This is a genomic window from Hyalangium versicolor (genome assembly GCF_020103695.1).
Lineage (GTDB): Bacteria > Myxococcota > Myxococcia > Myxococcales > Myxococcaceae > Hyalangium > Hyalangium versicolor.
The window spans coordinates 89,776-113,070 of record NZ_JAHXBF010000027.1 but is presented as its reverse complement, the minus strand read 5'-3'; the positions used below and the strand labels follow the sequence as shown (position 1 = coordinate 113,070).

Genomic DNA, 23,295 nt, shown 5'->3' with positions numbered 1-23,295 from the left:
TCGAGGCCCCCTCCGGGCCTCCAACCCCCCGGTTCTCCCTCGGGAAGGCCCTCTGGGCACCTTGGCACACCTCATGCTCTATCCCTGAACCGCAAGCCACCGAGGGTGGCTCCCCGTCAAGAAGCCCCGTACCTCCCCCCCGTCGAAGAGCCCCCGTCCCTCTTCCCGTCATCCACCCCCTTCCGTCCTCCAGGAGCAACGCCATGTCCTCCATCTCTCCTGTCTCTTCCCGGCCCACCTTCGCTACCACGGGCGTGTCCGCTCCGAGCGAGGCCGCCACGCCCCGCCTGCAGCGCGCCGAGGCCCGGCAGCCGGACCAGGGCATGGCCCTGAAGAAGATGCTGTCGAGCGATGGCTTTGACGCCCCGGGTGGTCTGAAGGGCGGCCAGCTCGAGGCCACGGTGAAGATGCTGACGCAGGTGGCCGAGCTGCTCGCCCAGTCCGTGAAGATGCTGGGCAGCGAGCTGAGCGGGGGCGCTCAGGGGCTCTCGGGCGCGGGCGGGGCGGCGCAGTGCGGCGTGCCGGACCTGGGCGGCGATGCGGGTGCGGACCTGGGCGGCGTACCGGACCTCGGTGGCGACCTGGGCGGCGTGCCGGACCTGGCCGGTGCTGAGGGCGGCGATCCGGCGCTGGCGGCCGAGGCGGGCGCTGCTCCGGCGGCGGCTCAGGCGGCCCAGGCGGCTCAGGCCCCCGCGGCGGCGGCCCCGACCTCTGCTCCCGAGGCCCCGAGCGAGGCCAAGGCCGTCTCCGGCTCGAACGGCGCTCCCAAGGGCGAGCGGACGATGACCTTCACCAACGATGGCAAGTCGGACATGACCATCAACTTCACCCCGAACGCCGGGGAGAAGGAGATCCCTCCCCTCACCCTGAAGCCGGGTGAGACGACCACCGTGGACTTCCCCGAGGGCTGGTGCGGCAACTTCCGCAGCGCCAACGGCGACGGCAAGAACGCCACCCTGGGCGAGGTGAAGTTCAATGGCGGCGGAAACCAGACCTTCTACGACGTGAGCTACATCGAGGGCGCCAACGCCGCGATGACCATCGCGCCGGACAGCGGCGGCAAGGTCTCCGGCACCATGGACAACCTGCTGGCCTCGGCTCCGGACTCCATCAAGGCCAAGGATGACGCCGGCAACGTGTACGGCATCAAGAAGACCACCACCTCCAACGTGGTGGACCAGGGAGTGGTGGACTACTACCGCCAGAAGGTGGGCGCGGACCAGGGCTACGTGATCCCCTGGGATGACGCGAGCACCCTGGGCACCAGCAGCAGCAACCTGACCGTCCACCTGAAGGACCTGGAGTAGTTCCCAGTCACCAGGGCCCTGTCCCCAGTCACCAGGGCCCTGCTTCCCGTCACCAGGGGGCTCCTCCCAACCCCTTGATTTCCCGTCCGCTGCTCCCAGGTAAGCCCCTGGTACGCCTCTTGCTCAATAGAAGCGCGTACCTCCTACCGAAAAGGCATCCACCATGAGCAGCGTTCGAATGGGACAGGCGGCGATTCCGATGGCACAGCCGGGCATCCAGCGCCCTGGCGTCCCGGGAAGCAACGTCCCGGCTCAGGCGCCCCGGCAGGAGCAGGCCAAGCGGGAGGAGAACAAGCCCGGCGCCAGCAAGACGTCCTCGGGTGGAGCCACGGCGAAGGCCTCCGGTGGCGGCAAGGCCGGAGGGGCCCAGGGCGCCAAGCGCCAGGAAGGGGCCGAGGGTTCGGACGGCCTCGAGAGGAACGAGGGCGGTGCCCTCGGCGCGAGCGACGGTGGCTTCGAGCGCGCCCCGGATACCAGCGAGCCGCGCATGCGCAGCCGGCTCACCGTGCTCCAGGGCGAGGGCGCTGCCCGGCCCGGCATGGCGCAGCAGGCGCAGCCGCAGCAGGCCCCGGTTCGCGCGGCTCCGCAGTTGACGCCGGCGTCCGCTCCGGAGCTCCAGCGGCAGCGCCAGGTGGCCGAGCGCGAGGCCTCGGGCCGCTCCTCTCAGGAGGCCGTTGATGGCCGCACGCGTCTGCGCGGCGCGCTGGTCGACCGGCTCGTGCACGGCATGGCGGATGTGGAGAACCGGCTGAGCGGCTTCCTGAAGACGCCGGCGGCCCGCCTGGGCGTGGTCAACCTGTCGCTGGTGATGAGCGAGACCTCCCTCACCTTCGAGGTGTGGCAGGAGCCGAGCAAGGTCCCCGAGCGCCGCGCTCGCATGGCGGTGGCGCTGGGCCACTCGCCGGACGTGGACGATGCCTCGCTGCTGTACACGCTGATGGGCGAGGTGCACAACGCCTTCGTCGCCTTCCACGCGAGCCCCGCGGGCCGCGAGGCCATGCAGCGCTACGAGAACGTGCTGAAGGCCTACGAGGCGGCGAAGGTGCAGCCGGTGGTGCCGGGCCACGACACGGGCCCGCTGCTGGCCGAGATGGAGCGGCTGGGCATTCCGTACAACCCGAACGTCTCCCGCTCGCTGCTGGTGCACCCGCTGGTGCTGGCGGTGGGGATCCACCCCGAGGAGGGCACGGAGCAGCAGGTGATGATCGCGGGGCTGACGGTGCAGCAGCTCGGCACGCTGGTGGCGCAGCTGCGCCGCGTGAACCCGCGGCTGACGAACCGCCAGGTGTGCACGCTGCTGCTGCGCGCCTCGAGCGATCGCAAGGAGTCGGCGCGGAAGCTGTTCGGCCAGGGGGAGATCCAGCGGGTGCTGGAGTCCGCCTACCAGCTGCTGCGGCTCCAGGTCTTCGAGCTGTTCTTCGTCTGAGCCAGGGCCCGGCTACTTCCAGAACGGGACATCGATGAAGCTGTCCCCGTACCACTGGAGCTTCAGGGGCTCCTTGCCGTCCGCGAGGGTCTCATCGCTGACGTCCTTGCCAGAGCCGTAGTTGATCTGGGCACCGCGGTGCTTGATGACGCCGAGCACGGCGACGAGCCGGCTGCCCTTCTGGAACTTGCGGCTGGTCAACCGTCCGCTCTGGAAGTCCAACTGCACGCGCTGACCGGGCTCCAGCAGCTGACGCCGGGTGCGATCCTTCACGTGGCTGGCGCGAGCCATGTAGTACGAGAGCGAGACGTACTCTCCCTTGGGTGTCAGCTCATAGAGGGAGATAGAGAAGTCCAGGTCCTTGCGATTGGCGACGAAGTCGAGCCGCGCGGAGAACAGGCCGCTCAGCTCGGCGGGCTTCGAGAGCGGATCGCTGACGAACGCGAGGCTGTCCCAGGTGTCGATCTCCTTGTCGACAATGCTCCCGCCGGGAGAGATGCGATCGACATCGGTGCGATCCGCGAGGTCGACCGTCTGGGGGATGAAGGCATCGTCCTCGGGCTTGCGAGAGCTGAGGCGGTAAGTGTCTCCGGAGCGCGCCGCGGAGAGGTAGTACCGCACGGTCTGGTTGCTCATGGCCGCGAGTGACGGAACGTGCTTCCACGTATTGGCGCCCATCACCTCGTAGTTCACCTTGTTCTTGAGGAGTGCGGGCTTCGGCCGGCCCTTGAAGACGAAGTCGAACCACTGGTAGCGGATCTCTCCGAGATCGACGTGCGCCACCGGGTCTGTCTCGTATCCCCGGAGGACCTTGAGCGGGTCTCCCAAGCGGGTGATCGTCCCCCGCTGGCCTCGGATGTGGTCATAGGGACCGATGAGCAGGTAGTGCTCGGCGCCCGGGGCGCGCGCGTGGTGCTGGATGAAGTAGTAGAGCGCGCCGATCTGGGCATCGTCGTAGAAGCCGGTGGTGGTCAGCACAGGGATGCGGATCCGGGAGAACTCGTCTCCGTAGGGGATCATGGACTGCCAGAAGGCGTCATAGGCCGGATGCTCGAGCCACCGATCGAAGAAGGGATTGGGCGTCCCGTCGATCTGATCCAATGAGCGGTAGGAGCGGCCGCTGACGTACCACTCTCGGTTCATCCGGGACCAGCGGGCGCGGTCGTCGGAGGGCGCATTGTCCAGGGCCTTGTTGTTCGTGGTGTAGAAGGGCCAGTAGTAGACGAAGCTCTGGAACACGTTGCCTTCCATCGGCACGTCGATTCCGGGAGCCGCCGTCACCGAGGGCATCAACGCCTTGAGCGCCTTGGGCAGGTGCTTGGCGGCGGCCCACTGGGTGAAACCCTCGTAGCTGCCTCCGAACATGCCCACGCGGCCATCGCTCCAGGGCTGCGTGCTGATCCAATCGATGACGGCGGCCGCATCCACGCCATCATGCTCATAGGGCACGGGCTGGTCGGGGCTGCATCCCTTGCCGCGCGTGAGGCCCTCGACGCCGGCATAGCCGTTGGAGGCGGTCCGCCGGGCTTCGGCGAAGAGCGTGCTGGGGTCCGCATAGATGGTGAAGTTGAGCAGCGCGGGCAGCCGGCCCGAAGCCGAGCGCGGGCGCACCACCAGGACGCAAGACGTCGCGCCCTCGGGGGTGCGAACGGGGATGTCCTTCTCGATGACATAGCGGCGGGCATCATCCTCGGCGATGAGGGGTGCCACCCGCGGGGCGAGCTCGCGGAAGGCCGCTTCGACCTGATAGGCGCGGATCAACGCCAGCGCGTCGGCGAGCGAGATGGAGCTCTTGCCCTTCTGCTTCTCCAGCGCCTCGCGCAAGGCGGGCCGGAAGGCGGCCGGATCGACGCCGAGGGCGCGAATCACCAGCGCAGAGGTCCGGTCGTCCAGGCGGGCAAAGGTCTCTCGGAACGCCTGAGCCAGGGCCTCGTCGAAGGGCACGGGCTCCTCGCCCTGCGTGGCCAGGAGCCGGGCCTTGGCGAGGACCTCATACTGGACATTGAGCGCTCGGGTCTGTGGGGAGGCACTGCCCGCCCGCAGCGCTTTCAGGGTAGCCAGCGTCTTGCTCGCGTCCGCGTGGCGACCCGCGACCCACTGCACCCGGAACAACTGGTCGAGATACTTCTGGCGATCGCTCTCCTTGTAGCTGGAGAGCACCTGGGTCGCGAGCCCAGGCATGGCCTGACCGAGGGCGACCTCGTCATCGATGACGGAGGGAGAGAGGTCGAACGGTTGGGCGGCTGCCACGGGGACAACCGCCAACCAGAGCGAGGCGACGAGGAACGACTTCCACATGGATGAATCCTGGCTCACGGGCTCGAAGGGGATGCGAGCCTACTGGAGCGGATTCCCAAGTGGTAATCGATCAGAACCGGACGAGGACCCGCGCCCCACCGATGAGCCAGAAGTGAAACACCTTGTTCTCGATGCTGTTGGATTCCGACTCGCCCAAGATGGTGGTGCTACCTCCAATGTACTGCCCCACCGTGAAGGTCGCGAAGGGGCCCACCGACACGTCCTTGCTCAGTTGGAAATCCACCCCTCCGTTCAGATTGGCGAACTCGATCCCGCGAATCGTGATGCTGGCGCTGAAGGTCTCGCCGAAGAGGGTCTCCTCCTCGCTGATCGTCAGCGACTCGTAGCCGATGCCCAGACCCAGCCAGGGGTTCACCTTGCCTCCCGGCTTGAAGAAGTAGTTGGCGTTGACGCCGATGCGCAACTGGCTGGCGCTGCAACCGCTGGGGCACCCCTGGTCGATCTGCAGCAGGGCGTACTGGAAGGAGCCACCGAGATAAAGATGGGAGTCGAGGAAGTACCCCACGTCGATCTGCGCCGGGATACCGCTGTTGACGAAGTCACCCAGCTTGGAGGTTTGATCACCGCTGTCTGACCCCGCCGTGCTGCCAAACGGCAACTCGAACCCGAGGCGGGCTCCGAAGGCGAAGCCGCGGCCCTCTTTGGAGCTCGAGGACTCGGACTCAGACTCGGAAGCCTCGTCCTCACGACTGGAGTCCTCCGCGGCCTCCGCGGCCTCTTCCTTCTTCGATTCTTTCTTCGATTCTTTCTTCGAATCCTTGTCGTACTCGTCATCGTAGCCGGAATCCGCCTTCGGTCTCTTCTTGGTGCCGTCATTCCGATTCCAATCGGCCTGAGCAGGAGCAGCCACAAACGACACGGACAACAGGAGAAACACGGAGAGGATTCGAGCGATCATGGGGACGCCGCCACGAGAAGGAAGAAGTGGAGTAGGCGCCCCTTGAACGGAACCCGGGCGGAAATATTCAACGACGCGCCGCGCACCCTGCCAGGACGTCCGCCAGTGCCTCGGCGATGGGCAGGCCCGGGTGCCGCGTCAGCCACGCGAACTCCCCCGCCGGGTTCACCTCGAGGAACACATGCCGCCCCTCGGGCGTGACAATGAAGTCGAAGGCTCCGTAGTTGAGCCCCAGCGCCTCCATCAGCCCAAGGATCTGCTGTTCCATCGGCTCGGGCAGGGTGTAGGGTTGCCACGCACCGATCAGCGCCAGACCCTCGCGGCGCCAGTCCTCGCGGGCTCCCGGCAGCCGCTGCGAGTCGATCGCCGCCGCCATCACCCGGTCCCCCACCACGGTGACGCGAAGCTCCAGTCTCTTTTCCAGCCGCTCCTGGAAGGTCATCGGGCACAGCTCCAGCCCCGACAGATCCTCCAGGTCCTTGGCCTCCAGCGGCGTGGTGAACACCACCTGCTCCTGCCCCTGCTCGTCGTAGACGGCGAACGAGGACATCATCTTCGCCACCACGCCCTCCGGGCAGCTCGCGGCGAAGGCTCGCACAGCCTCCGGATCATTGGTCATCAGCGTGCGAGGGACCTCCATGCCCAGCGAGCGTGCCAGCTCGAGCTGCAGCGGCTTGTGCTCCGCGCGCCGGACGCGCTCCAGCGTATCGAGCTGGAAGACCCCGAGCGCCGCGAGCATCCCGAACACCAGGCGCCGGCTCTCCTCCACCGAGGGGCGGCGCAACTGCGGATCCATCTCCCGAGGGAGCCGTCCTCCCATGGCGCTGCGGCGGTACCAGACCGAGGAGATGTCTCCCAGCTCGAGCACGCCCTCGGGGCCGGAGATGCGGCCTCCCGCCCGCTCATCGAGCACGAGCTGGAGCTGGGTGGGGAACAGATCGGTGTCGAACCGGTAGACCTGTTCGCCGCGAGCCTGAAGGGCACGCGTCACGGCGCCAGAGGCCCCGAGGTCGTCGGAGCGGGTCACGATGAGGATGGTCATGGGCTCTCCTGAGCAGGCTGCGGCTGTCGGGGGAGCCTCTCTTCGGCAACGAGCGCCTCGGCCAGGGCCGCGGCGATGGGCAGACCGAGTTCGTGCTCGAGCATCCCCCACTCTCCCCCGGGGTTCACCTCGAGGAAGACATGCCTTCCATCCGGTGTGACGATGAGATCCGCGGCGCCGTACACCAGCCCCAGCGCCGCCACCATGCGTTGCAGGCGAACAGCCACCGCCTGAGGCAGTTCACCTGGCTCCCAGCCGCACTCCCCGGGAGCGGCCCGCCTCCAGTCCACCTGCCCTGCCTCTGAACCCGAGGCGTTGATGGCTCCCACGAAGCACCGCCGGCCGACGATGACCACACGCAGCTCGCGGGCCTTGTCGATGCGCTCCTGGAACACCATGGGGCTGTAGCGAAGCCCTTCGAGTTCCTCCAGGTGCTCGGGTCCAATGACGCTCGTGTAAACGAAGGATGGCCCTGCCTCCATGGACTGGCTCAGGGGCGTCAGCATCTTGGCCACCATGCGGTGCTCGACGCGCTCGAAGAAGGAGCGCACCCGAGCCGGGTCATTGCTCACCAGCGTGCGAGGCACCTCCAGCCCCAGCGAGCGCGCCAGCCGGAGTTGTTTCAGCTTGTGGGTGGCCGCCTGTCCGGCTCCGAGCGGATTGATGAAGCGGCACCCCGCCGCTTCCAACCCCTCCAGAAAGCCCTCGAGCGCCGCCACCGACTCGGCCATGCAGCCCTGGCGCCAGACGGGATCCAACGCCTCGTCGATCCGAGGAGGAGCCAGGCGGCGCAGCCACACCGCGCGGACTGCGTCCCCCGGAACCTCTCCGGAGGACGTGCGCAGCGTCACCGCGTTCCGCCCTGGCTCCACCGCCGTCGTCAGCGACACCTCGGAGGGAAAACCATCCGTGTCGATGCGCAGGGGAAGAGCTCCCCGCCGCGACACCTCCTGCGCGACCCGGTCGACCGTGTAGTGGTCACCGCTGTGGGTGAAGAGCAGGACGATATCGCGAGCGGGGAACATGGGAAGGAGCCTCAGGACACGGGGTTACTTGTCGAAGAGGATGTCGTCGTCACCATCCGACGGGTACTTGAGGGTGACGGCCTCATCGCAGTCCGAGGGGAACTTCTTGGTCGCGTAGACGAGGGGACGGCCACCCGCGGCCTTCTCGAGCTCCTGCGCCTCCAGTAGCCGCGCGAAGAACGGCTTCGTGCCCTGCTGCGTTTGATCCGCTGCGTTCTTTTTCATCACGTGTCTCCTTGCCGCCTGCCCACCAGGCGGCTGTCCGAGGCACGGGCTCCGTGAATGGCCCCGTGTCCTCGTTCAGGTCCGACTGCGCAAAACGCGGGTGTGACGGCCAGGGTGCGCCAGCACGGCTCCCTGCCCGCTCAGGCTCTTCCCTCGTCCCGAACCCATGTAGAGTGCGTGACACGTCACGGGCTCCATGGGCTCGTCGGTCCCAGAGGGGGAAATGCGAAACATCGGTCATGCCCGAAGGTGCTTGCTCTGGCTCACAGCCATCTTCTTCTGGGTGGGAGGGTGCTCGGAGCAGACCGTCGCGGATCTCGCCCCTGACCTGCGCGGCGCGAAGTCCTCCGCGCTGAAGTTCCAGGAACCCACCCTCGTCCGAGACTTGCGCCAGGCGGCGAGCGCCAACACCGGGAGCGCGCCCTCTGAACTCGTGGCGGTCGGCGACACCCTCTTCTTCGTCGCGCAGGAAGCCAGCAGCGGGCGCGAGCTGTGGAAGAGCGATGGCACCGCCGCCGGCACCCAGCTCGTCCGTGACATCTTTCCCGGCACCCAGGGCTCCTCGCCGACCGGCCTCACCGCCGTGGGAGGACTCGTCTTCTTCTCCGCCAATAGCGGCAGCGGTGGATACGAGCTGTGGCGCAGTGATGGCACCGCCGAGGGCACCGTCCTCGTCAAGGAAATCTATCCCGGCCCTCTCAGCTCGAGTCCCGCGAACCTGACGAACGTCAACGGAGTGCTCTACTTCTCCGCGACGACCCCCGGTGAGGGGCCCGAGCTGTGGCGCAGCGACGGAACCGCGGAGGGCACCGTCCTCGTCAAGGACATCTCCCCGGGCACCACCGGTTCCTCGCTCAAGGACTTCGTCGCCGCGGGCTCCCTGCTCTTCTTCTCCGCCTCCACGGCAACCACGGGCTCGGAGCTGTGGAAGAGCGATGGCACCAACTCGGGCACCGTGCTCGTCAAGGAGATCGCCCCCAGCACCACGAGCGGATACGTCACCGGCAGTCTCACGAGCATGGGCAACCGTGTCTTCTTCGTCGGCTTCGATCCGACGGCCCGCAGCTCCCTGTGGACCAGCGATGGCACCGACGCTGGGACGCGGCTCGTCTTTGATCCCACCCCCGGAGATCCATCCGATGGCGTCGCGCTCAAGTCGCTGACGGCCATGGGGGGAACGCTCTTCTTCGTGACCACGAGCAAGGTGGCGGGGAGCTTCACCGGCTACGAGCTGTGGGCCACGGATGGGAGCTCGACCTGGCTGGTCAAGGACATCAACGCCGGAGGGGCCAACAGCTGGCCCGAGGAGCTGGTGGTCGCGGGCAATGTGCTCTACTTCCGCGCGAGCGACGCGGTCGGCACCGAACTCTGGAAGAGCGACGGGACGACGGCGGGCACGCAGCGGGTGAGCGACATCTGGGTGGGCACCTCCAGCTCCGTCCCCCAGGAGCTGACGGTGTTGGGCGGAGTGCTCTACTTCACCGCCGAGGATGGCTCGACGGGCCGGGAGCTGTGGAAGACCGATGGGACCACCGCGGGCACGGTGCGGGTCAAGGACATCTGGTCGGGGAGCACCGGCTCCACGCCCACGTTGCTGACCGCTACGGGCACCCAGCTCTTCCTCTCCGCGGATGACGGCGTCTCGAAGCTCGAACTCTGGCGGAGCGACGGCACGACTCCGGGCACGAGTCTGGTGAAGGACATCCTCCAAGGCTCGGCGGACTCCAATCCCGAAACCCTCACCGTGTTCCAGAACAAGCTCTGGTTCACCGCGGATGTGGAGGGCTTCGATCGCGAGATCTGGGTGAGTGACGGCACTGCCTCCGGCACGCAGCTCTTCGTGGATCTCCTCTCGAGTTGGCCGGGCTCCCGCCCCTCATTCATGGTCGAGCTGAATGGGGCCCTCTTGTTCAACCCCACGGACTCCACCCATGGCCAGGAGTTGTGGAAGACCGACGGCACGGTTGCGGGCACCCAGCTCGTCAAGGACATCGCCTCAGGCACACGGTACAGCTATCCCCAGTATGCGCAGGTCGTGGGTGGCAGGCTCCACTTCATCGCGGATGACGGCGTGACGGGCCTGGAACCGTATGTGAGCGATGGAACGACCACGGGGACCCGGCTGCTCAAGGACATCTGGCAGGGCAGCACCAGCAACTCCATGAACAACGGCTATGTGGAGTTCAACGGGAAGGTCTACTTCGGCGCCACAGCGGGCTCCGGCACGACGCTCTGGCAGACCGACGGTACCACCGCGGGCACGTCCTCCATGAGCACCGCCACTCCCCAGCTCTCCTATTCGGCCGTCACCCCCAGCTTCTTCTACTTCGCCGGGTATGGCCCCTCCTCGACGAATGACATCGAGCTGTGGAGGAGTGATGGCACTGCTGCCGGCACCCAGCTCATCAAGAACATCTGGCCGACGGGTAGCAGCTGGCCGGGCGATCTCGCGTTGCACGATGGGGTGCTGTACTTCAGCGCCGCCGAGGGCAACACCGTTCGCAACCTCTGGCGGAGCGACGGCACCGCCGCTGGCACGCAGCAGGTGAAGGCGCTTCCGGCGGGAACGGGGAACTTCAACCCGAGGTACCTCACCGAGGTCAACGGGGTGCTCTTGTTCCAGGCCACGGATGCGGTAGGGGGCACCGAGCTGTGGCGCAGCGACGGGACGACCGAGGGCACCTGGCGCGTGAAGGACATCCATCCCGGGCCTGGTGACAGCATGGCCAATCAGCGGATGCTGGTGTTGGATCCGGAGGGGCTGGTGGTGTTCGCCGCGTCGGATGGAACGTCCGGCATGGAGCCCTGGGTGTCAGATGGAACGGAGGCAGGGACCCGGCGTCTGGCGGATATTGCCCCGGGGCCCTACTCCTCGAACCCCCGCCAGTTCACCCGGATGGGGGACTCCCTCTTCTTCGTTGCCAACGATGGCACGGCGGGCTTCGAGCTGTGGCGGATATCGATCGACACCTGGGTGGACACCACACCGCCGGCGGTGTCCTGCCCGGCCTCTCTTGAGGTGGAGGCGTCGAGTGCCTCGGGCGCGCTCGTCGACTATCCACCCGCGACGGTGACGGATGACGCCTCTGAGCCCCCGATCGTTTCCTACAGCCAGGCTTCGGGGACATGGTTTCCGCTGGGGAGCACGACCGTCACCGTCACGGCCCAGGACGCGGCTGGCAACACGGCTTCGTGCTCATTCTCCGTGAGCGTGCGGGACACCACAAAGCCGACGATCATCTGTCCGGACGTGAGCGTCGCGGAGGCCACCAGTGCGTCGGGGGCACTCGTCACCTACCCGCTGGCCACCGCCTCCGATGCCGTGAGTGGTTCGCTTCAGTTGGCCTATAGCCAGGCTTCGGGGACCCTGTTCCCGCTCGGGACAACGGACATCACCGTGACGGCCAAGGATGGTGCAGGTAATTCCACCACGTGCCACTTCACCCTCGCAGTGCAGGACACCACGCCGCCTGCAGTCACCTGTCCGCCATCGATCACGGCCGAAGCGCAGACCGCTCAGGGCGCAGCCGTCACCTTCTCACTCGCCACTCCCGTAGACGATGTCACTCCAGCTCCCGAGCCCTCCATCAGCCACCCGTCAGGCACGATCTTCCTGCTCGGCACCACCTCCGTCACCCTGATGGCCCAAGACGAAGCGGCCAATGCCTCCTCCTGCACCTTCACCGTCACGGTGCAGGACACGACTCCGCCCACCCTCGTCTGTCCTTCAGAGGTGACAGTTGACGCACAGGACTCCGCGGGCGCCACCATCACCTACCCAGCCGCATCCGCGCACGACCTGGTGACGGCCTCCCCGCAGCTGGCCTACAGCGAGCCCTCCGGCAGCCGCTTCCCGCTCGGCACCACCTCCGTCAGGGTCACCGCTCGGGATGAGGCGGGCCTGACCACCGAGTGCGCCTTCCCTGTCACGGTGCGCCCCATCGCCATCGACCCCACTCCCGCTCCCACAGATCCTGGAGGCTGCGCCTGCACCTCAGGAAGCCCGAGCCAAGGCAGTGCAGGAAACAGCGTGTGGCTCCTGCTCCTCGCAGGAACCGCGTGGCTGGGACAGCGCTCCCGTCGACTCTCTCGGTAACGGGAACCCCACCTCCCGAAAGAGGTGCCTACTCGAAGACTACGGTCTTGTGGCCGTAGGCGATGATGCGGTCCTCCAGGTGGCACCGGACCGCCTCCGCCAACACCACGCGCTCCAGGTCGCGCCCCTTGCGCTCCATGTCCTGCACCGTGTCCCGGTGCGACACCCGCGTGACGCCCTGGGCGATGATCGGCCCCTCGTCCAGCTGCTCGGTGACGTAGTGGCTGGTGGCCCCCACCAGCTTCACGCCCTTGCGGAACGCCTGGCGGTAGGGCTCGGCACCCGCAAACGCCGGCAGGAAGCTGTGATGGATGTTGATGATCCGGTTCGGATGCGCGGCGACGAACGCCCCCGTGAGGATCTGCATGTACCGGGCGAGGACCACCAGATCGATGCGCTCCTCGGCCAGCCGCGCCAGGATGCGCCGCTCCTGATCCACCTTGTTCCCTGCGATGGCCTCGTGGACGAACGTGTAGCCCCGCCGGGAGATCTCCGGCCCCAGGTCCGCATGGTTGGAGATGACCACCGGCACCTCGCACTGAAGCTCTCCGGTGCGGTGGCGATCCAGGATGTCCAGCCCGCAGTGCGGATGCTTGGAGATGAGCACGGCCACGCGCAGCCGCTCGGTCAGGATGCGCAGGGAGTACTGCATGCCCAGCCGCCCCAACGCCTGCGTCAGATCCTCACGCACGCGGTCCCAGCCATCCGGAACGGGGAACTCGATACGCTGGAAGAAGAGGTTGGCCTCCGCATCCAGGTGCTGATCGGCGTGGTGGATGTTCAGCCCCAGCTTGAACAACAGCCCGGAGACCTCGGAGACGAGTCCAGGTCTGTCCTGGCAGGTGATGCGAAGAACCGCGCGAGGAGGTGTGGTCATGTTGAATGGGTCTCGGCCCGAGCGTGGGCTCCAGGTACCGGTGAGGGGAAAGGATTCCGACGAGGACTGTCCGCGACCTGACGCATGGCGCCATCGTGCCACGCATGCGCGTCCTCGTGCTGACTTCCGAGGAGAATCGGGCAGGCCACCTCAGGATTCAGCGCCGGATTGCTCTTCCGCAACCGCGAAGGCGATGAGGGCCACGGCCGTGGTGTGAGCCACCGCTTCGCCTGGAGTTTCTCCCAGCGTTGAGTCCAGCACGCGGCCATCGGGCTGCTGTTCTCGGGCCAGAGCGTCGAGGATCATCCGACAGGTGTCGCTGTCACCCTGCCCCGCGACCTGGAGGCAGAGGGCCACCTCCCCGGCGAGATCCAGGTGTCCCTGCTCGAGGAGCCAGGAACCCGACTCCAGCAACTCGGCGGTCCACGTGGGCGCCTCGGGGCTCCGCAGCGGGCCATGCAGGTAGCGCGTGTCGAGCAGGTAGAGGTGGGTGACCCAATAGAGATCCAACAGGCGCGAGTGCTCCTTGAAGGGCCGCTCGGGGAAGACGAGGGGCACGGGGAGCCCGCACGCCTGCATCAACCTGCACAGCAGCCACGCGTAGAGGGAGTCCCCCGTTTCGTCCAGGTGCAGCAGGTAGTCCGTGAAGGGCGCGCACTCCGGGAGCACACAGGGCCGCTTGCGGACGTGGAGCAGGTACACCGCATCCACCCGCGCGAGCGCGTCATCCGCGGTCAGCTCCCGAGGAAACTCCCGGGAGATGGATTCCAGCTCCTGGACAGCCTCCTCCAACAGGGGCGCGAGCTGCCACCGGGCGAAGGCGCGCGGGGTATAGCCCTCCAACATGTGGAGGATGAGGGCCCGCAGCGCCCGGTCCTGCTCGGAGCCCGAGGCGGTGAGCGCGAGCATGGCCTGAAGCGCGCGCCGGGCCTCGGCCTCGCGCGACGGAAGCGGAACCCTCGCGGGCGTGGATGCATCTCGAGTCATGGCGGATTCCCCAGGGTCAACGATCCCAGAAGCGCTCGGGCCGCGTGCTGCGAATGAAATCGTTGTACGCGGTGTCCTCGGGATAGACGCAGCGGTCGACACCGCGACGGCGCTCGCCGACGGTCAGCAGCAGGCAATCACTCGCACCGTGGTTCACGAAACAGTGCGCGATGCCCGTCCCGGATCGAAAGCTGACGACGTGACCGGCCCGCAGGGGGATCTCCCTGGGCTCGAGCGCGCCCGGTTCAATCAAGCGCACGTGGCACTCGCCCTCGAGAACGTAGACGAGTTCCTCCTCGTGCGAGTGCGCATGTGTGAAGCTGGTGCGGCGGCCCGGCGGCAGGCGCTCGTGCCTCAGCCCGAACCGCTCCGTCCCCGCTGCCTGTCCCAGGTTCCGATCGAACGAGAGCTTCTCTCCATCAAAGGGAGCCCGGTAGGCCCCCTCCTGTTCAGGAACATCGAGCGCATGAACGATGAACGAAGGCACGACGGTTGAGCTCATGCCGGCAACGTACCTCAGTTGCCTACGGTCCGCCGATCCCGTGAGGCAACTACGGGCTCCGAAAGGATCCGGACAGCGCGGCGACGACACCGAGCGCGACGTAGGCACAGCCCGCGAAGTAACGCTGGGCTCGTAGGAAGCGAGGATTCCCCTTGAGCCAACCGGCCAGCGCCCCCGCGAGCAGGGCATAGGCGCCATCGCTGACGAAGCCCATCGTCACGAACATCAACCCGAGCAGGACGATCTGCACGGCCACCGGCCCCCGCGAGGGCTCCACGAACTGGGGGAGGAAGGCGAAGACGAACAGCGCCGTCTTCGGGTTGAGCAGGTTCACCAGCACGCCCTGGGAGAAGATGCGCCGCAGCTCGAGGCGCTCGGGCACCGCGACCTGCTGTGGCGTCCCGCGCGCGAGGAGCGCACGCACGCCCAGATAGATCAGATACGCCGCGCCCAGATACTTCACCGCCTGAAACACCGTGGCGGAGGACATGAGCAGTGCCGAGACACCCAGCGCCGCCGCGGCGATGTGGAAGAGCGTGGCCGTCCCGATGCCCAGCGCGGAAACAATCCCCGCCACGCGTCCCTGGTCCACACTCCTCGCGACGATGTACAGGACGGAGGGGCCCGGGGTGATCAACAGCACCAACGCGGCGGCGAAGAAGAGGGCGAGTGTCGAGGCCTCAGGCATGGAACGGCCTCACCATACCAACCCGCGCCCCGCGCGAGCTGTTCAGTGACATGCCAATCGGGTTGTCCTCCTTCAATCCGACCCGCCAGGAGCCTCCGCCGTACACCCCAGACAGAAGATGACGGTGATTCGCGTGCACCGCAGCGTGTGCGCGGATCCAGACACGCTTCCCACATTTTCGGGATTCGCTGGGCTGTAGCATCATCTCATCAGCGTCGTGAAACATCCTGGTCTCCTCGCGGTGGGAGCTCAACATGCTGGACGTCCAGCTCGGCAGGTACCGCCTTCTCAAATTGCTGGCCACGGGGGGCATGGGCGAAGTCTTTCTCGCCCGGCACGAAGGCCCCGCCGGCTTCGCGAAGACGATGGTCGTCAAACGCATGCTGGCGCACCTCGGGAGGGATCCGAACTTCGTCGAGATGTTCCTCAACGAGGCGCGGCTGGCGGCGCGGCTCTCGCACCCGAACGTCGCGCAGATCTTCGAGTTGGGAGAGCAGGACGGCACCTACTTCCTGGCCATGGAGTTCGTCCACGGGGTGGACCTGCGCGCCATCCGGCGGCACATGGCGGAGCGGCGCGTGGAGGTGCCCGCGAACCTGGCGGCGTGGATCTGCGCCCAGGCCCTCAAGGGGCTCCACCATGCGCATACGCTCACGGACGAGCAGGGCGTGCCCCTGCACATCGTCCACCGCGATGTGAGCCCGGACAACGTGCTCGTCGACTTCAACGGCACCGTGAAGGTGGTGGACTTTGGTATCGCCAAGGCCTCCAACTCCATCGCGACCACGGGCTCGGGAACGGTCAAAGGGAAGTTCTCCTATATGGCGCCGGAGCTGCTGACCGGCCACCCCGCCACGCCCCGCACGGACACCTACTCCATGGGCGTGGTGCTCTATGAGTTCCTCTCCGGAGGGCGGCCCTATCAGGGGGCCTCGGAAGGCGCGCTCATCCATTCCATCCTCGAGGACGAGCCCCGCCCCCTGAGTGACTTGCGGCCGGGGCTGCCCGCGGCGCTGGAGGAGATCATCTCCCGAGCGCTCTCGAAGAATCCCCAGGAGCGCTTCCGAAGCGCCGAGACCATGTCCGTGGCGCTGGAGAACTTCGCGCTGGCCTCGGGGGGCGTATCGCAGGAAGGCGTCCGAGAGCTGCTGCGGGGCCTGTTCGGCGACGAGCCGGAGATCGTCACCCCGACCATGGCCCTCCGCCCCTCCTCGAGTCCTTCAGGAAGTGCGCGAACCCCCTCGCTCTCCTCTCCCATCCGGTGGCAGTCCTCCGTGCGCAGGCGGCTGGCGGCGAGGCCCTGGCTCTGGATGGGAGTCGGCGCAGCCCTCACCGTTGCGGCCATGGGCCTGCTGCTACCGAAGCTGCACCTCTCCCCTCACCCCAAAGCCCAGGCTTTCTCGCAGGCATTGCCTCGGCCGCAGCAGCGCCCCACGGAAGTACTGGCCTCCGCGCTGGTGCCACCCGCCACCGCCCCTTCCCATGAGGAGGAGGAAGAGGACACTGACACGGAGACACCCGACACAGCGCCGCCAGAGTCCACGACTCGCGGCCCTGACACAGAGAAGACCGGCGGCTCCGCAGCTGGGACCAAGGCCCGCCGTGGCACCTCCACGGGGACCGTCGTGCTGCGAGCGGCGTCGGGAGCGGAGGTGCTCTACAAGGGCAGGAAGCTCGGTGTGACGCCCCTGGCTCCCTTCCAACTGCCGAGCGGAGTCCAGACGCTCACCCTGGTGGACCGAGGCCTCGGCGTGCAGAAGAAGGTTCGCGTCGTGGTCCCGACTCGCCGCAAGGTGGTGGTGCGCATCAGCCTCAACGACGGCCAGTAGGAGGCTCGGGCAGGGGGTGACTCATTGCGTCACCGTGGCATTCCGCGCGCTCTGCCTCCCATCTGTCACACGTGTGAACTCGTGACACGTCGCCACCTCCCACCCACTAGAGTCGCGTCCCCCCTTCGGGGTGAACACAGGGGAGAACAGGACGACCATGATCAAGGTGAGTGCGTTTCGTTGGGTGCCGCCATTTGCCCAGGGAGTGGTGAGGGATCTCCGCGTGCGCTGGGCGCTTGAGGAGGCAGGGCTTGCCTACGAGGAGATGCTCATCGGGCCGGAGGATCAGCGGACCGAGACCTATCGCCGCCTGCAGCCCTTCGGGCAGGTGCCCGCCTATCAGGAGAACGGGCTGGAGATGTTCGAGTCGGGCGCCATCGTGCTGCACATCGCCGAGCGCTCCGAGGCGTTGATGCCCTCCGAACCCGAGGGCCGGGCGCGCACGACGACGTGGATGTTCGCGGCACTCAACTCGGTGGAGCCGCATTTCCAGAACCTCGCCGCCATCGACCTGTTCTACGCCCAGGAGGAGTGGGCGAAGCTGCGCCGTCCGGGCGCCGTCGATGCAGCGAAGGCACGGCTGGCGGTGCTGTCCAACTGGCTGGACGGACGCGAGTATCTGGAGGAGCGCTTCACCGCGGGAGATCTGCTCATGACGACGGTGCTGCGCATCCTACGCCACACGGATCTGGTCGCGCAGATGCCGGTGCTCGAGACCTACCGCCAGCGGTGTGAGGCGCGGCCCGCCTTCCAGAAGGCCCTGGCCGCGCAGATGGCACCCTTCGCCCAGAATGCGCCCCCCAAGCAGTAGCACTCTGGCTCAGAGACTGATCTCCAGGTTGCCGAGGATGCGCCGTCCCTCCATCCGGTAGTCGAAGGGAAAGTCTCCGGTCCTCGCCAGGTAGCTCTCGGCCCCCAAGAGGTTGGTCACCGTCAGCCCGACGGTGGACCAATCGCTGAGCTGCAGGCGCGCATTCACGTCGAAGCTCACCCAGGCCGGGACGGATTCGGGACGGACGTCCGCGAAGGCGGGCGTCACCCGGTCTGTCTCCCGGCGCAGGACGGTGCTCTGGTAACGGCCCTGGAGCGCGAGCGTGAAGCGCACCCAGGAGTAGCTCACCCCCGCCTTCACCATGTGGGCCGGTGCCCAGGTGAGCGAGCCACCGGAGACCCTTCGCCGGGTGTCGCTGTCCGTCTCGGCCAGCAGGTGCACGTAGCTGTAGCTGCCGAAGGCCATCAGCCGGCCTCGCGCGCCCAGATCCGCATCCGCCATCAACTCCAGCTCCAGGCCCGCAGTGTCGCGGGAGAACAGGTTGCCCAGCTCGCCAAGCTCGTAGCCGATGAGGTTCTCGTAGCGGGAGAGGAACACGGTGCTCCGCGAATTCAGGTGGCGATCGGGTGTCCAGTCCACGCTGAACTCGAAGGTGTTCACCCGCTCGGGGCGCAGCGTGTCGATGTCGGTGTCCGCCATCCAACTGTTGGTGGTGAAGAGCTCCGTGGGCGCAGGGGCCCGGAATGCGCGGCTGGCCTGCAACTTGAGGCTCAGGAAGGAGCGCGGGGCGTAGACCAACGCGAGCCGCGGGCTGAGCTGCTCATAGGAACGGGCACTCGGGCGGGACTGCGGGGCATCCGGGTCGTGGTAGCGGAAGAACTTCAGGTCGTAACGCAGACCCGCCGTCAGCGACAGGGGCATGTCCAGCAACTGGCTCCAGGCAAGCTGCACATACGCCGCCGCGTTGTTCACCGGCTCATCAAGGATGCCCTCATAGACGGAGCCCAACTGGACCAGCGTGTCCGACGGTGGAGCGCCCTCCGCCGCGTTGAGCAGATCCGCGTTGCTGTAGTGCGCGTCATCTCCAAAGTAGAGGAAACGCGCGTACTCGACCCCTCCAAGCAGGGAGATGTGCTCGCTCAACGGCCCGGAGAGTTGAGCTCGCCCGAAGATCTCGTCCATGTGGGTATCAAGGCTCTCCGTCACTCCGGCGGGGTAGTACCCGTCTAAAGCGCCGCTCGGATAGAAACGGATGTGCAGATCGTAGTCGTGCCGCTGGAACTGCAGCGTGTACTCCTGTTGGAGCTCGCTCCCGGGACTGGAGTGGTAGCGCAGTATCGCCAGATGGCGCCTCTCCCGTAGCGGCTCGTCGACATCCGGAGCCCAGGAGGCCCACCCCTGACTGGTCCCCTGCTCCCAGGACTGCAGATGGTAGGACAGCGAAAGCCCCTCCAGGACCTTCAAGGGCTCGAGCTTGACGAAGACGTACTGGCTGCCGAGCGGCTCCCGGATGAGGAACCGCTGTAGCGCGCCCGTCTCGTCCGTCCGCCCCGAGCCGTCATAGGAGAACCACGAATCTCCATCCGTGTGCGCGAAACGGAAGCCGATCACGGTGGACACGTGCGCCGAGCGCGTGGCCGCCACCGCCTCCACGTTGGCTGTCCCCCGGTTCCCGAGCCGCAGGTGCGCCTCGCTGTTGATCTGCAGGCGCTCCGCCTCGTCCAGCGTCTTCGGCGAGGAAATGGTGTTGATGGCCACGATGCCCTGCATCGCGCTGGAGCCGTACAGCGCGGAGCCGGGGCCTCGGACGATCTCCACGCTCTGGACCATGAAGAGCGGGGTGATGTCCCAGGTGTAGGCGCCAGCCGTGTCGTTGTCGTTCACCGGGACGCCGTCCACCAGCACCAACAGGTGGTTGTTGTTCCAGCCCTCGTTGATGCCTCGCGAGCCCACCACGGTGCGCTCGTAGTCCCTGGCGGGGAAGAAGCCCGGCTGGCCGAAGAGGATGTCGTTCAAGCTCAGCCAGCCGAACTGCCGGATCTGCTCGCGCGTCACCACGGTGGCCACGCCTGGAGCCTCGCGAGCCTTCTGCAACTGCTTGGAGGGCGTGGCCAACTCGATCTGCAGCAACTCCTCGAGCGACAGCGCCTGGGACCAGTGCGGCTCCTCCTGGGGGGCAGGCTCGGGATGAGCTGCGGCGGAGCGGGCGAACAGCGCCCCTCCCACCATCACGAAGACAACGGCGGGAGTGGAACGCATGCGGGCTTACACCAGCGAGGAGGCGAGAGAACGAGACGAGGCCCTGCCCTGCCCCATGCGGCTCCGAAGCTGATCGAGCAGGACCTGGGCGTCGATGGGCTTGGCCAGCACCCGATCCGCCCGCCGCGCAATGAAGTCGCGGGTCGCCTCCGTGAAGGCGCCGCCCGTGAAGAAGATGACCGCCTCGGCCTGGGAGGGGAACCGCCTCTGCAGCTCACCGAAGAAGTCCATGCCGGTCATCTCCGGCATCATCAAGTCACACAGGATGAGATCGAACGTGGAGCCCTGGAGCAGTTGCTCCAGCGCCATGCGTGCGCTGTCGACGACGGTGATGTCGTACTCGCGCTCGAGCACCCGGCGCAGCGAGATCCCCACCAGTGGGTCGTCATCCACCACCAGCACCCTGCCACCCTCGAGGGATGGCGTGGGCCGAGCCTGCAAGGGAGCCGGAGACAGCGGCCGGGAGGCGGGGCTGGAGCAGGGAGGGAGGATGACGGTGAAGGTGCTTCCGTTGCCCTGCTCGCTGTGGACCTCGATGCGGCCTCCCAGCCGGGCGATGATGCCCTGGCAGACCGAGAGCCCCAGTCCAGTCCCCACCCCCACCGGCTTGGTGGTGAAAAAGGGCGTGAACAGGCGGCTGCGCACTTCGGGGGACATGCCGCTGCCGGTGTCCGTGATGCTCACCCGCACCTGTCCATCCGGTCCCTGCCAGCTGGTGATGCGGACCTCGTTCTGGTCCGCCGCGCCGGGCTCGATAGCATGGGCGGCGTTCATGAGCAGGTTGAGGAAGACCTGGACCAGCTGCACCTGGTTGGCCTCGACGTGGGGGATCGCCTGGTAGGCGCGCACCAGCCGGGCCCGGTGCCGCAGCTCGTTCGAAGCCATGCCGATGGCCGTCTCGAGGGTCTGGGGGATCTCCACCGGCTTACGTGAGTCATTGTCCCCGCGAGAGAACGACTTGAGGCTCTGGACGATGTGCTGGACGCGCGAGCACCCCTCGTCAGCCTCGTCCAGCGCGTCCTTCATCTCCTTCCACGTCTCCTCCAGGCGCTCGCGCTCCTGGAGTGAGCAGCCGGACAGGAGCGTCTCGCGCAGCTCGGACAGCTCGCTGTGGACATAGTGGATGTTGGAGGTGACGTAGGCGAGCGGGTTGTTGATCTCATGCGCCACGCCATCGGCGAGGGTGCCCACGGAGGTGCGCCTATCCGAGATGAGGAGCTGCTCCTGGGCCTCGCGCAGCTCGCGCAGACGGCCAGCGAGCTCCTCGGTGCGCTCGGCCACGCGCTGCTCGAGCTCGGCGTTGCGCGCGCGGACCCGCTCCTGGGCGAGCCGCTCGGTGATGTCCTGGAAGTAGAGCCCCCAGCCGAAGCGGGTCCCCTCGCGGCTCTGAATGGGCACCCGGTACACGGTGAGCGTCCGCCCATCCTTCAGAGCCAGCTCCTGTGCGCCTCGGGCAGGCGGCTCCTGCTGGAGGTCCGCCATGCGCCACAGGGACGGGGGATCCACCACGAGCGGCGCGAGGACATGGAAGAGCTCATCCACGCGGCGCCCTTCCAGCCGCGCGGGGGGCAGGAGCCACAGTTGGAGGAAGCGAGAGTTGTGAGCCAACAGCACTCCAGCTCCGGAGACGGTGAGGATGCCCTCGGACGAGGCCTCGCTCTGGGACTCGATGAGCGCCTTCTGCTCATACAACCGGTGGAGCATCCTCGAGAGGGCGGAGGCCAGAGTCCCCATCTCGTCGCGCCGCGAGAGATCCAGCTCCTTCTGTGCATCGGGCTCTCCCTCGGCGATGCGCAGTGCCACCTGGGTGACCTGCCGCAGCGGCTGAACGAGCAGGGTTCCCAGACCGAAGGCCGCCAGCACCCCGAAGCCGACGATGAGCGCGGCGACCGTGGCCGACAGCTCCAGGGTGCGCTGGCTCTCCTGTCGCATGTCGGCGAGGTTGAAGCCCAGCAGGAGCACCCCTTGTTGCCCCCCACGAGTCTGGATGTCGACCCGAGCCACCACCTCCTGCCCGAGAATGTGGGCGCCCTCGAGCAGATCCGGGGGAAGGGCCGGGGCGCGCTCCGGGTGCCAGCTGGCCAGCGGGGTGCCGTCTTTTCGCAGCAACAGACCGAAGGTGGCATCCGGCGTGGCGGTGAGTACCTGGAGATGGCTCTGCCCGTTGAGCGCATCCCCGAAGTCCAGTGCTGGCTCCGTGGCGCTGGCCAGCAGCCGGGCAATGCCCATGGCCCGGCTCAGCACCCAATGCTGTGCCTGGGCATCCATACGCGCCGGGAAGAAGGCGAGGAAGAACAGCGCGAATGCCGCGAACAGGAGCGCGACAAGGAGGACCAGGCGCGCTCTCAGGGAGAAATCACGCAGCGCCATGCTCAGGGCTCTCCTCTACCGGGCTCGATCAGGCGGGACAGGCTCAGCAGCCCTGCGTCGAGATCCGCTCCCTCGGCCCGAGCCGCCGCGAGGTGGACGAGAATGACGGGGCTGTCGCCCTTGCGATCCAGGCCGATGGACAGCCCCTGGGTGATCTGCACCTCGCTCCCGGCGATGGACAACACCGAGAGCCGTCGTGTCACCTCTGCGATGTTTCGGGACTCATCCTCCAGGCCCTCACAGACATAAAGGGCCACTGCGTGCATCTGCGAGAGTTCTGCCTGGAGTTGCTGGGGATCATGAAAGCCAATGCGCACCACGCGCAGGGGACGGCCGGCGATGGAGAACGTTCGCGAAACCGACTCCAGGGCGATGCTGAGTTCCTGGCCCAGGGCTTCCGAGTCCGCATTGCCCTCTCGATGTGTAACAGCCAGGGTGAGCGGAGGGGGCTGCTGCCCCATCCTCCGATCATAGGCAAGCACCCGCACCAGCATGGATGCTCGGAATTTCGCGGGTATCTCGGCACCCAGGGTCGTCAAGGGAGCCACGAGCATGAGCGCGAGCAACGCGCTGCCTGGGCGTCGCCAGAAAACACGAAGCCTTGCACTTTCGTACAGGAGCGATGGCATTGGGATCCCCCCCCAGCCCTCAAACTCTACATCATTAATCGCCT

17 protein-coding genes are annotated in these 23,295 nt (G+C 67.1%); 5 read left to right on the top strand and 12 right to left on the bottom strand.

Translation table 11 applies throughout. The features are described from left to right. The first annotated feature begins 203 nt into the window (after positions 1–203). Together KY501_RS53780 and KY501_RS41920 are read left to right on the top strand one after the other, a co-directional pair. Positions 204–1,307, top strand: a complete 1,104-nt coding sequence (locus KY501_RS53780; protein ID WP_304608702.1) for a glycoside hydrolase 64/thaumatin family protein — start codon at positions 204–206, stop codon at positions 1,305–1,307. Between the two features lie 163 nt (positions 1,308–1,470). After that, the gene (locus tag KY501_RS41920; RefSeq protein WP_224369654.1) at positions 1,471–2,733 is read left to right on the top strand and encodes a hypothetical protein; all 1,263 of its coding nucleotides are present in this window, start codon (positions 1,471–1,473) and stop codon (positions 2,731–2,733) included. A gap of 12 nt (positions 2,734–2,745) precedes the next feature. Here KY501_RS41920 and KY501_RS41915 read toward each other — a convergent pair whose 3' ends face one another. The 5 genes from KY501_RS41915 to KY501_RS41895 all read right to left on the bottom strand — a co-directional run bounded on the left by KY501_RS41915 (position 2,746) and on the right by KY501_RS41895 (position 8,242). After that, positions 2,746–5,031: a CocE/NonD family hydrolase gene (locus tag KY501_RS41915; RefSeq protein ID WP_224369652.1), complete on the bottom strand. Its 2,286-nt coding sequence runs from the start codon at positions 5,029–5,031 to the stop codon at positions 2,746–2,748. A 70-nt stretch (positions 5,032–5,101) separates the two neighbouring features. Continuing rightward, a complete protein-coding gene (locus KY501_RS41910; protein WP_224369650.1) occupies positions 5,102–5,950 on the bottom strand; it encodes a hypothetical protein in 849 nt (282 codons plus the stop codon). 67 nt (positions 5,951–6,017) lie between these two features. After that, positions 6,018–6,992 carry an MvdC/MvdD family ATP grasp protein gene (locus tag KY501_RS41905; RefSeq protein ID WP_224369648.1) on the bottom strand — a complete coding sequence of 325 codons (975 nt, stop codon included), beginning with the start codon at positions 6,990–6,992 and terminating at the stop codon, positions 6,018–6,020. Then, positions 6,989–8,017, bottom strand: coding sequence for an MvdC/MvdD family ATP grasp protein (locus KY501_RS41900; RefSeq protein WP_224369646.1), 1,029 nt, complete (start codon positions 8,015–8,017; stop codon positions 6,989–6,991). Before KY501_RS41900 ends, KY501_RS41905 begins: the two co-directional genes overlap by 4 nt. Before the next feature lie 24 nt (positions 8,018–8,041). After that, positions 8,042–8,242: a microviridin/marinostatin family tricyclic proteinase inhibitor gene (locus tag KY501_RS41895; protein WP_224369644.1), complete on the bottom strand. Its 201-nt coding sequence runs from the start codon at positions 8,240–8,242 to the stop codon at positions 8,042–8,044. Between the two features lie 223 nt (positions 8,243–8,465). Here KY501_RS41895 and KY501_RS41890 point away from each other — a divergent pair, with 223 nt between their 5' ends. Beyond that, entirely contained in the window at positions 8,466–12,338 is a 3,873-nt protein-coding gene (locus KY501_RS41890; protein WP_224369643.1) for an ELWxxDGT repeat protein, read from the top strand. Between the two features lie 28 nt (positions 12,339–12,366). Here the strand turns inward: KY501_RS41890 and purU are convergent, their stop codons facing one another. The 4 genes from purU to KY501_RS41870 form a co-directional block, all read right to left on the bottom strand. Then, positions 12,367–13,215: a formyltetrahydrofolate deformylase gene (gene purU / locus KY501_RS41885; protein ID WP_224369641.1), complete on the bottom strand. Its 849-nt coding sequence runs from the start codon at positions 13,213–13,215 to the stop codon at positions 12,367–12,369. A gap of 150 nt (positions 13,216–13,365) precedes the next feature. Beyond that, the gene (locus KY501_RS41880) at positions 13,366–14,202 is read right to left on the bottom strand and encodes a DUF6895 family protein (protein ID WP_224369639.1); all 837 of its coding nucleotides are present in this window, start codon (positions 14,200–14,202) and stop codon (positions 13,366–13,368) included. A gap of 16 nt (positions 14,203–14,218) precedes the next feature. Continuing rightward, positions 14,219–14,704, bottom strand: a complete 486-nt coding sequence (locus tag KY501_RS41875; protein ID WP_224369637.1) for a cupin domain-containing protein — start codon at positions 14,702–14,704, stop codon at positions 14,219–14,221. Between the two features lie 49 nt (positions 14,705–14,753). Then, positions 14,754–15,392, bottom strand: coding sequence for a LysE family translocator (locus KY501_RS41870; RefSeq protein WP_224369635.1), 639 nt, complete (start codon positions 15,390–15,392; stop codon positions 14,754–14,756). 254 nt (positions 15,393–15,646) lie between these two features. Here KY501_RS41870 and KY501_RS41865 point away from each other — a divergent pair, with 254 nt between their 5' ends. Together KY501_RS41865 and KY501_RS41860 are read left to right on the top strand one after the other, a co-directional pair. Beyond that, positions 15,647–17,221, top strand: coding sequence for a serine/threonine protein kinase (locus tag KY501_RS41865; protein WP_224369633.1), 1,575 nt, complete (start codon positions 15,647–15,649; stop codon positions 17,219–17,221). Between the two features lie 157 nt (positions 17,222–17,378). Next, positions 17,379–18,032: a glutathione S-transferase family protein gene (locus tag KY501_RS41860; RefSeq protein ID WP_224369631.1), complete on the top strand. Its 654-nt coding sequence runs from the start codon at positions 17,379–17,381 to the stop codon at positions 18,030–18,032. A 9-nt stretch (positions 18,033–18,041) separates the two neighbouring features. On the opposite strand, the gene KY501_RS41855 is transcribed toward KY501_RS41860, so the two are convergent. Genes KY501_RS41855 through KY501_RS41845 form a run of 3 tightly spaced genes read right to left on the bottom strand, consistent with a single transcriptional unit; the run spans position 18,042 to position 23,161 of the window. Beyond that, positions 18,042–20,252, bottom strand: a complete 2,211-nt coding sequence (locus KY501_RS41855) for a TonB-dependent receptor plug domain-containing protein (protein ID WP_224369629.1) — start codon at positions 20,250–20,252, stop codon at positions 18,042–18,044. A 6-nt stretch (positions 20,253–20,258) separates the two neighbouring features. Then, positions 20,259–22,622, bottom strand: coding sequence for an ATP-binding protein (locus KY501_RS41850; protein ID WP_224369628.1), 2,364 nt, complete (start codon positions 22,620–22,622; stop codon positions 20,259–20,261). A 2-nt stretch (positions 22,623–22,624) separates the two neighbouring features. Continuing rightward, positions 22,625–23,161 carry a YfiR family protein gene (locus KY501_RS41845; protein WP_224369627.1) on the bottom strand — a complete coding sequence of 179 codons (537 nt, stop codon included), beginning with the start codon at positions 23,159–23,161 and terminating at the stop codon, positions 22,625–22,627. Between the last annotated feature and the right edge of the window lie 134 nt (positions 23,162–23,295).

Bases quoted from the DNA above. Each gene is read 5' to 3' on its own strand.
- KY501_RS53780 (WP_304608702.1), top strand. From the start codon at position 204: ATGTCCTCCATCTCTCCTGTCTCTTCCCGGCCCACCTTCGCTACCACG.
- KY501_RS41920 (WP_224369654.1), top strand. From the start codon at position 1,471: ATGAGCAGCGTTCGAATGGGACAGGCGGCGATTCCGATGGCACAGCCG.
- KY501_RS41915 (WP_224369652.1), bottom strand. From the start codon at position 5,031: ATGTGGAAGTCGTTCCTCGTCGCCTCGCTCTGGTTGGCGGTTGTCCCC.
- KY501_RS41910 (WP_224369650.1), bottom strand. From the start codon at position 5,950: ATGATCGCTCGAATCCTCTCCGTGTTTCTCCTGTTGTCCGTGTCGTTT.
- KY501_RS41905 (WP_224369648.1), bottom strand. From the start codon at position 6,992: ATGACCATCCTCATCGTGACCCGCTCCGACGACCTCGGGGCCTCTGGC.
- KY501_RS41900 (WP_224369646.1), bottom strand. From the start codon at position 8,017: ATGTTCCCCGCTCGCGATATCGTCCTGCTCTTCACCCACAGCGGTGAC.
- KY501_RS41895 (WP_224369644.1), bottom strand. From the start codon at position 8,242: ATGAAAAAGAACGCAGCGGATCAAACGCAGCAGGGCACGAAGCCGTTC.
- KY501_RS41890 (WP_224369643.1), top strand. From the start codon at position 8,466: ATGCGAAACATCGGTCATGCCCGAAGGTGCTTGCTCTGGCTCACAGCC.
- purU (WP_224369641.1), bottom strand. From the start codon at position 13,215: ATGACCACACCTCCTCGCGCGGTTCTTCGCATCACCTGCCAGGACAGA.
- KY501_RS41880 (WP_224369639.1), bottom strand. From the start codon at position 14,202: ATGACTCGAGATGCATCCACGCCCGCGAGGGTTCCGCTTCCGTCGCGC.
- KY501_RS41875 (WP_224369637.1), bottom strand. From the start codon at position 14,704: ATGAGCTCAACCGTCGTGCCTTCGTTCATCGTTCATGCGCTCGATGTT.
- KY501_RS41870 (WP_224369635.1), bottom strand. From the start codon at position 15,392: ATGCCTGAGGCCTCGACACTCGCCCTCTTCTTCGCCGCCGCGTTGGTG.
- KY501_RS41865 (WP_224369633.1), top strand. From the start codon at position 15,647: ATGCTGGACGTCCAGCTCGGCAGGTACCGCCTTCTCAAATTGCTGGCC.
- KY501_RS41860 (WP_224369631.1), top strand. From the start codon at position 17,379: ATGATCAAGGTGAGTGCGTTTCGTTGGGTGCCGCCATTTGCCCAGGGA.
- KY501_RS41855 (WP_224369629.1), bottom strand. From the start codon at position 20,252: ATGCGTTCCACTCCCGCCGTTGTCTTCGTGATGGTGGGAGGGGCGCTG.
- KY501_RS41850 (WP_224369628.1), bottom strand. From the start codon at position 22,622: ATGGCGCTGCGTGATTTCTCCCTGAGAGCGCGCCTGGTCCTCCTTGTC.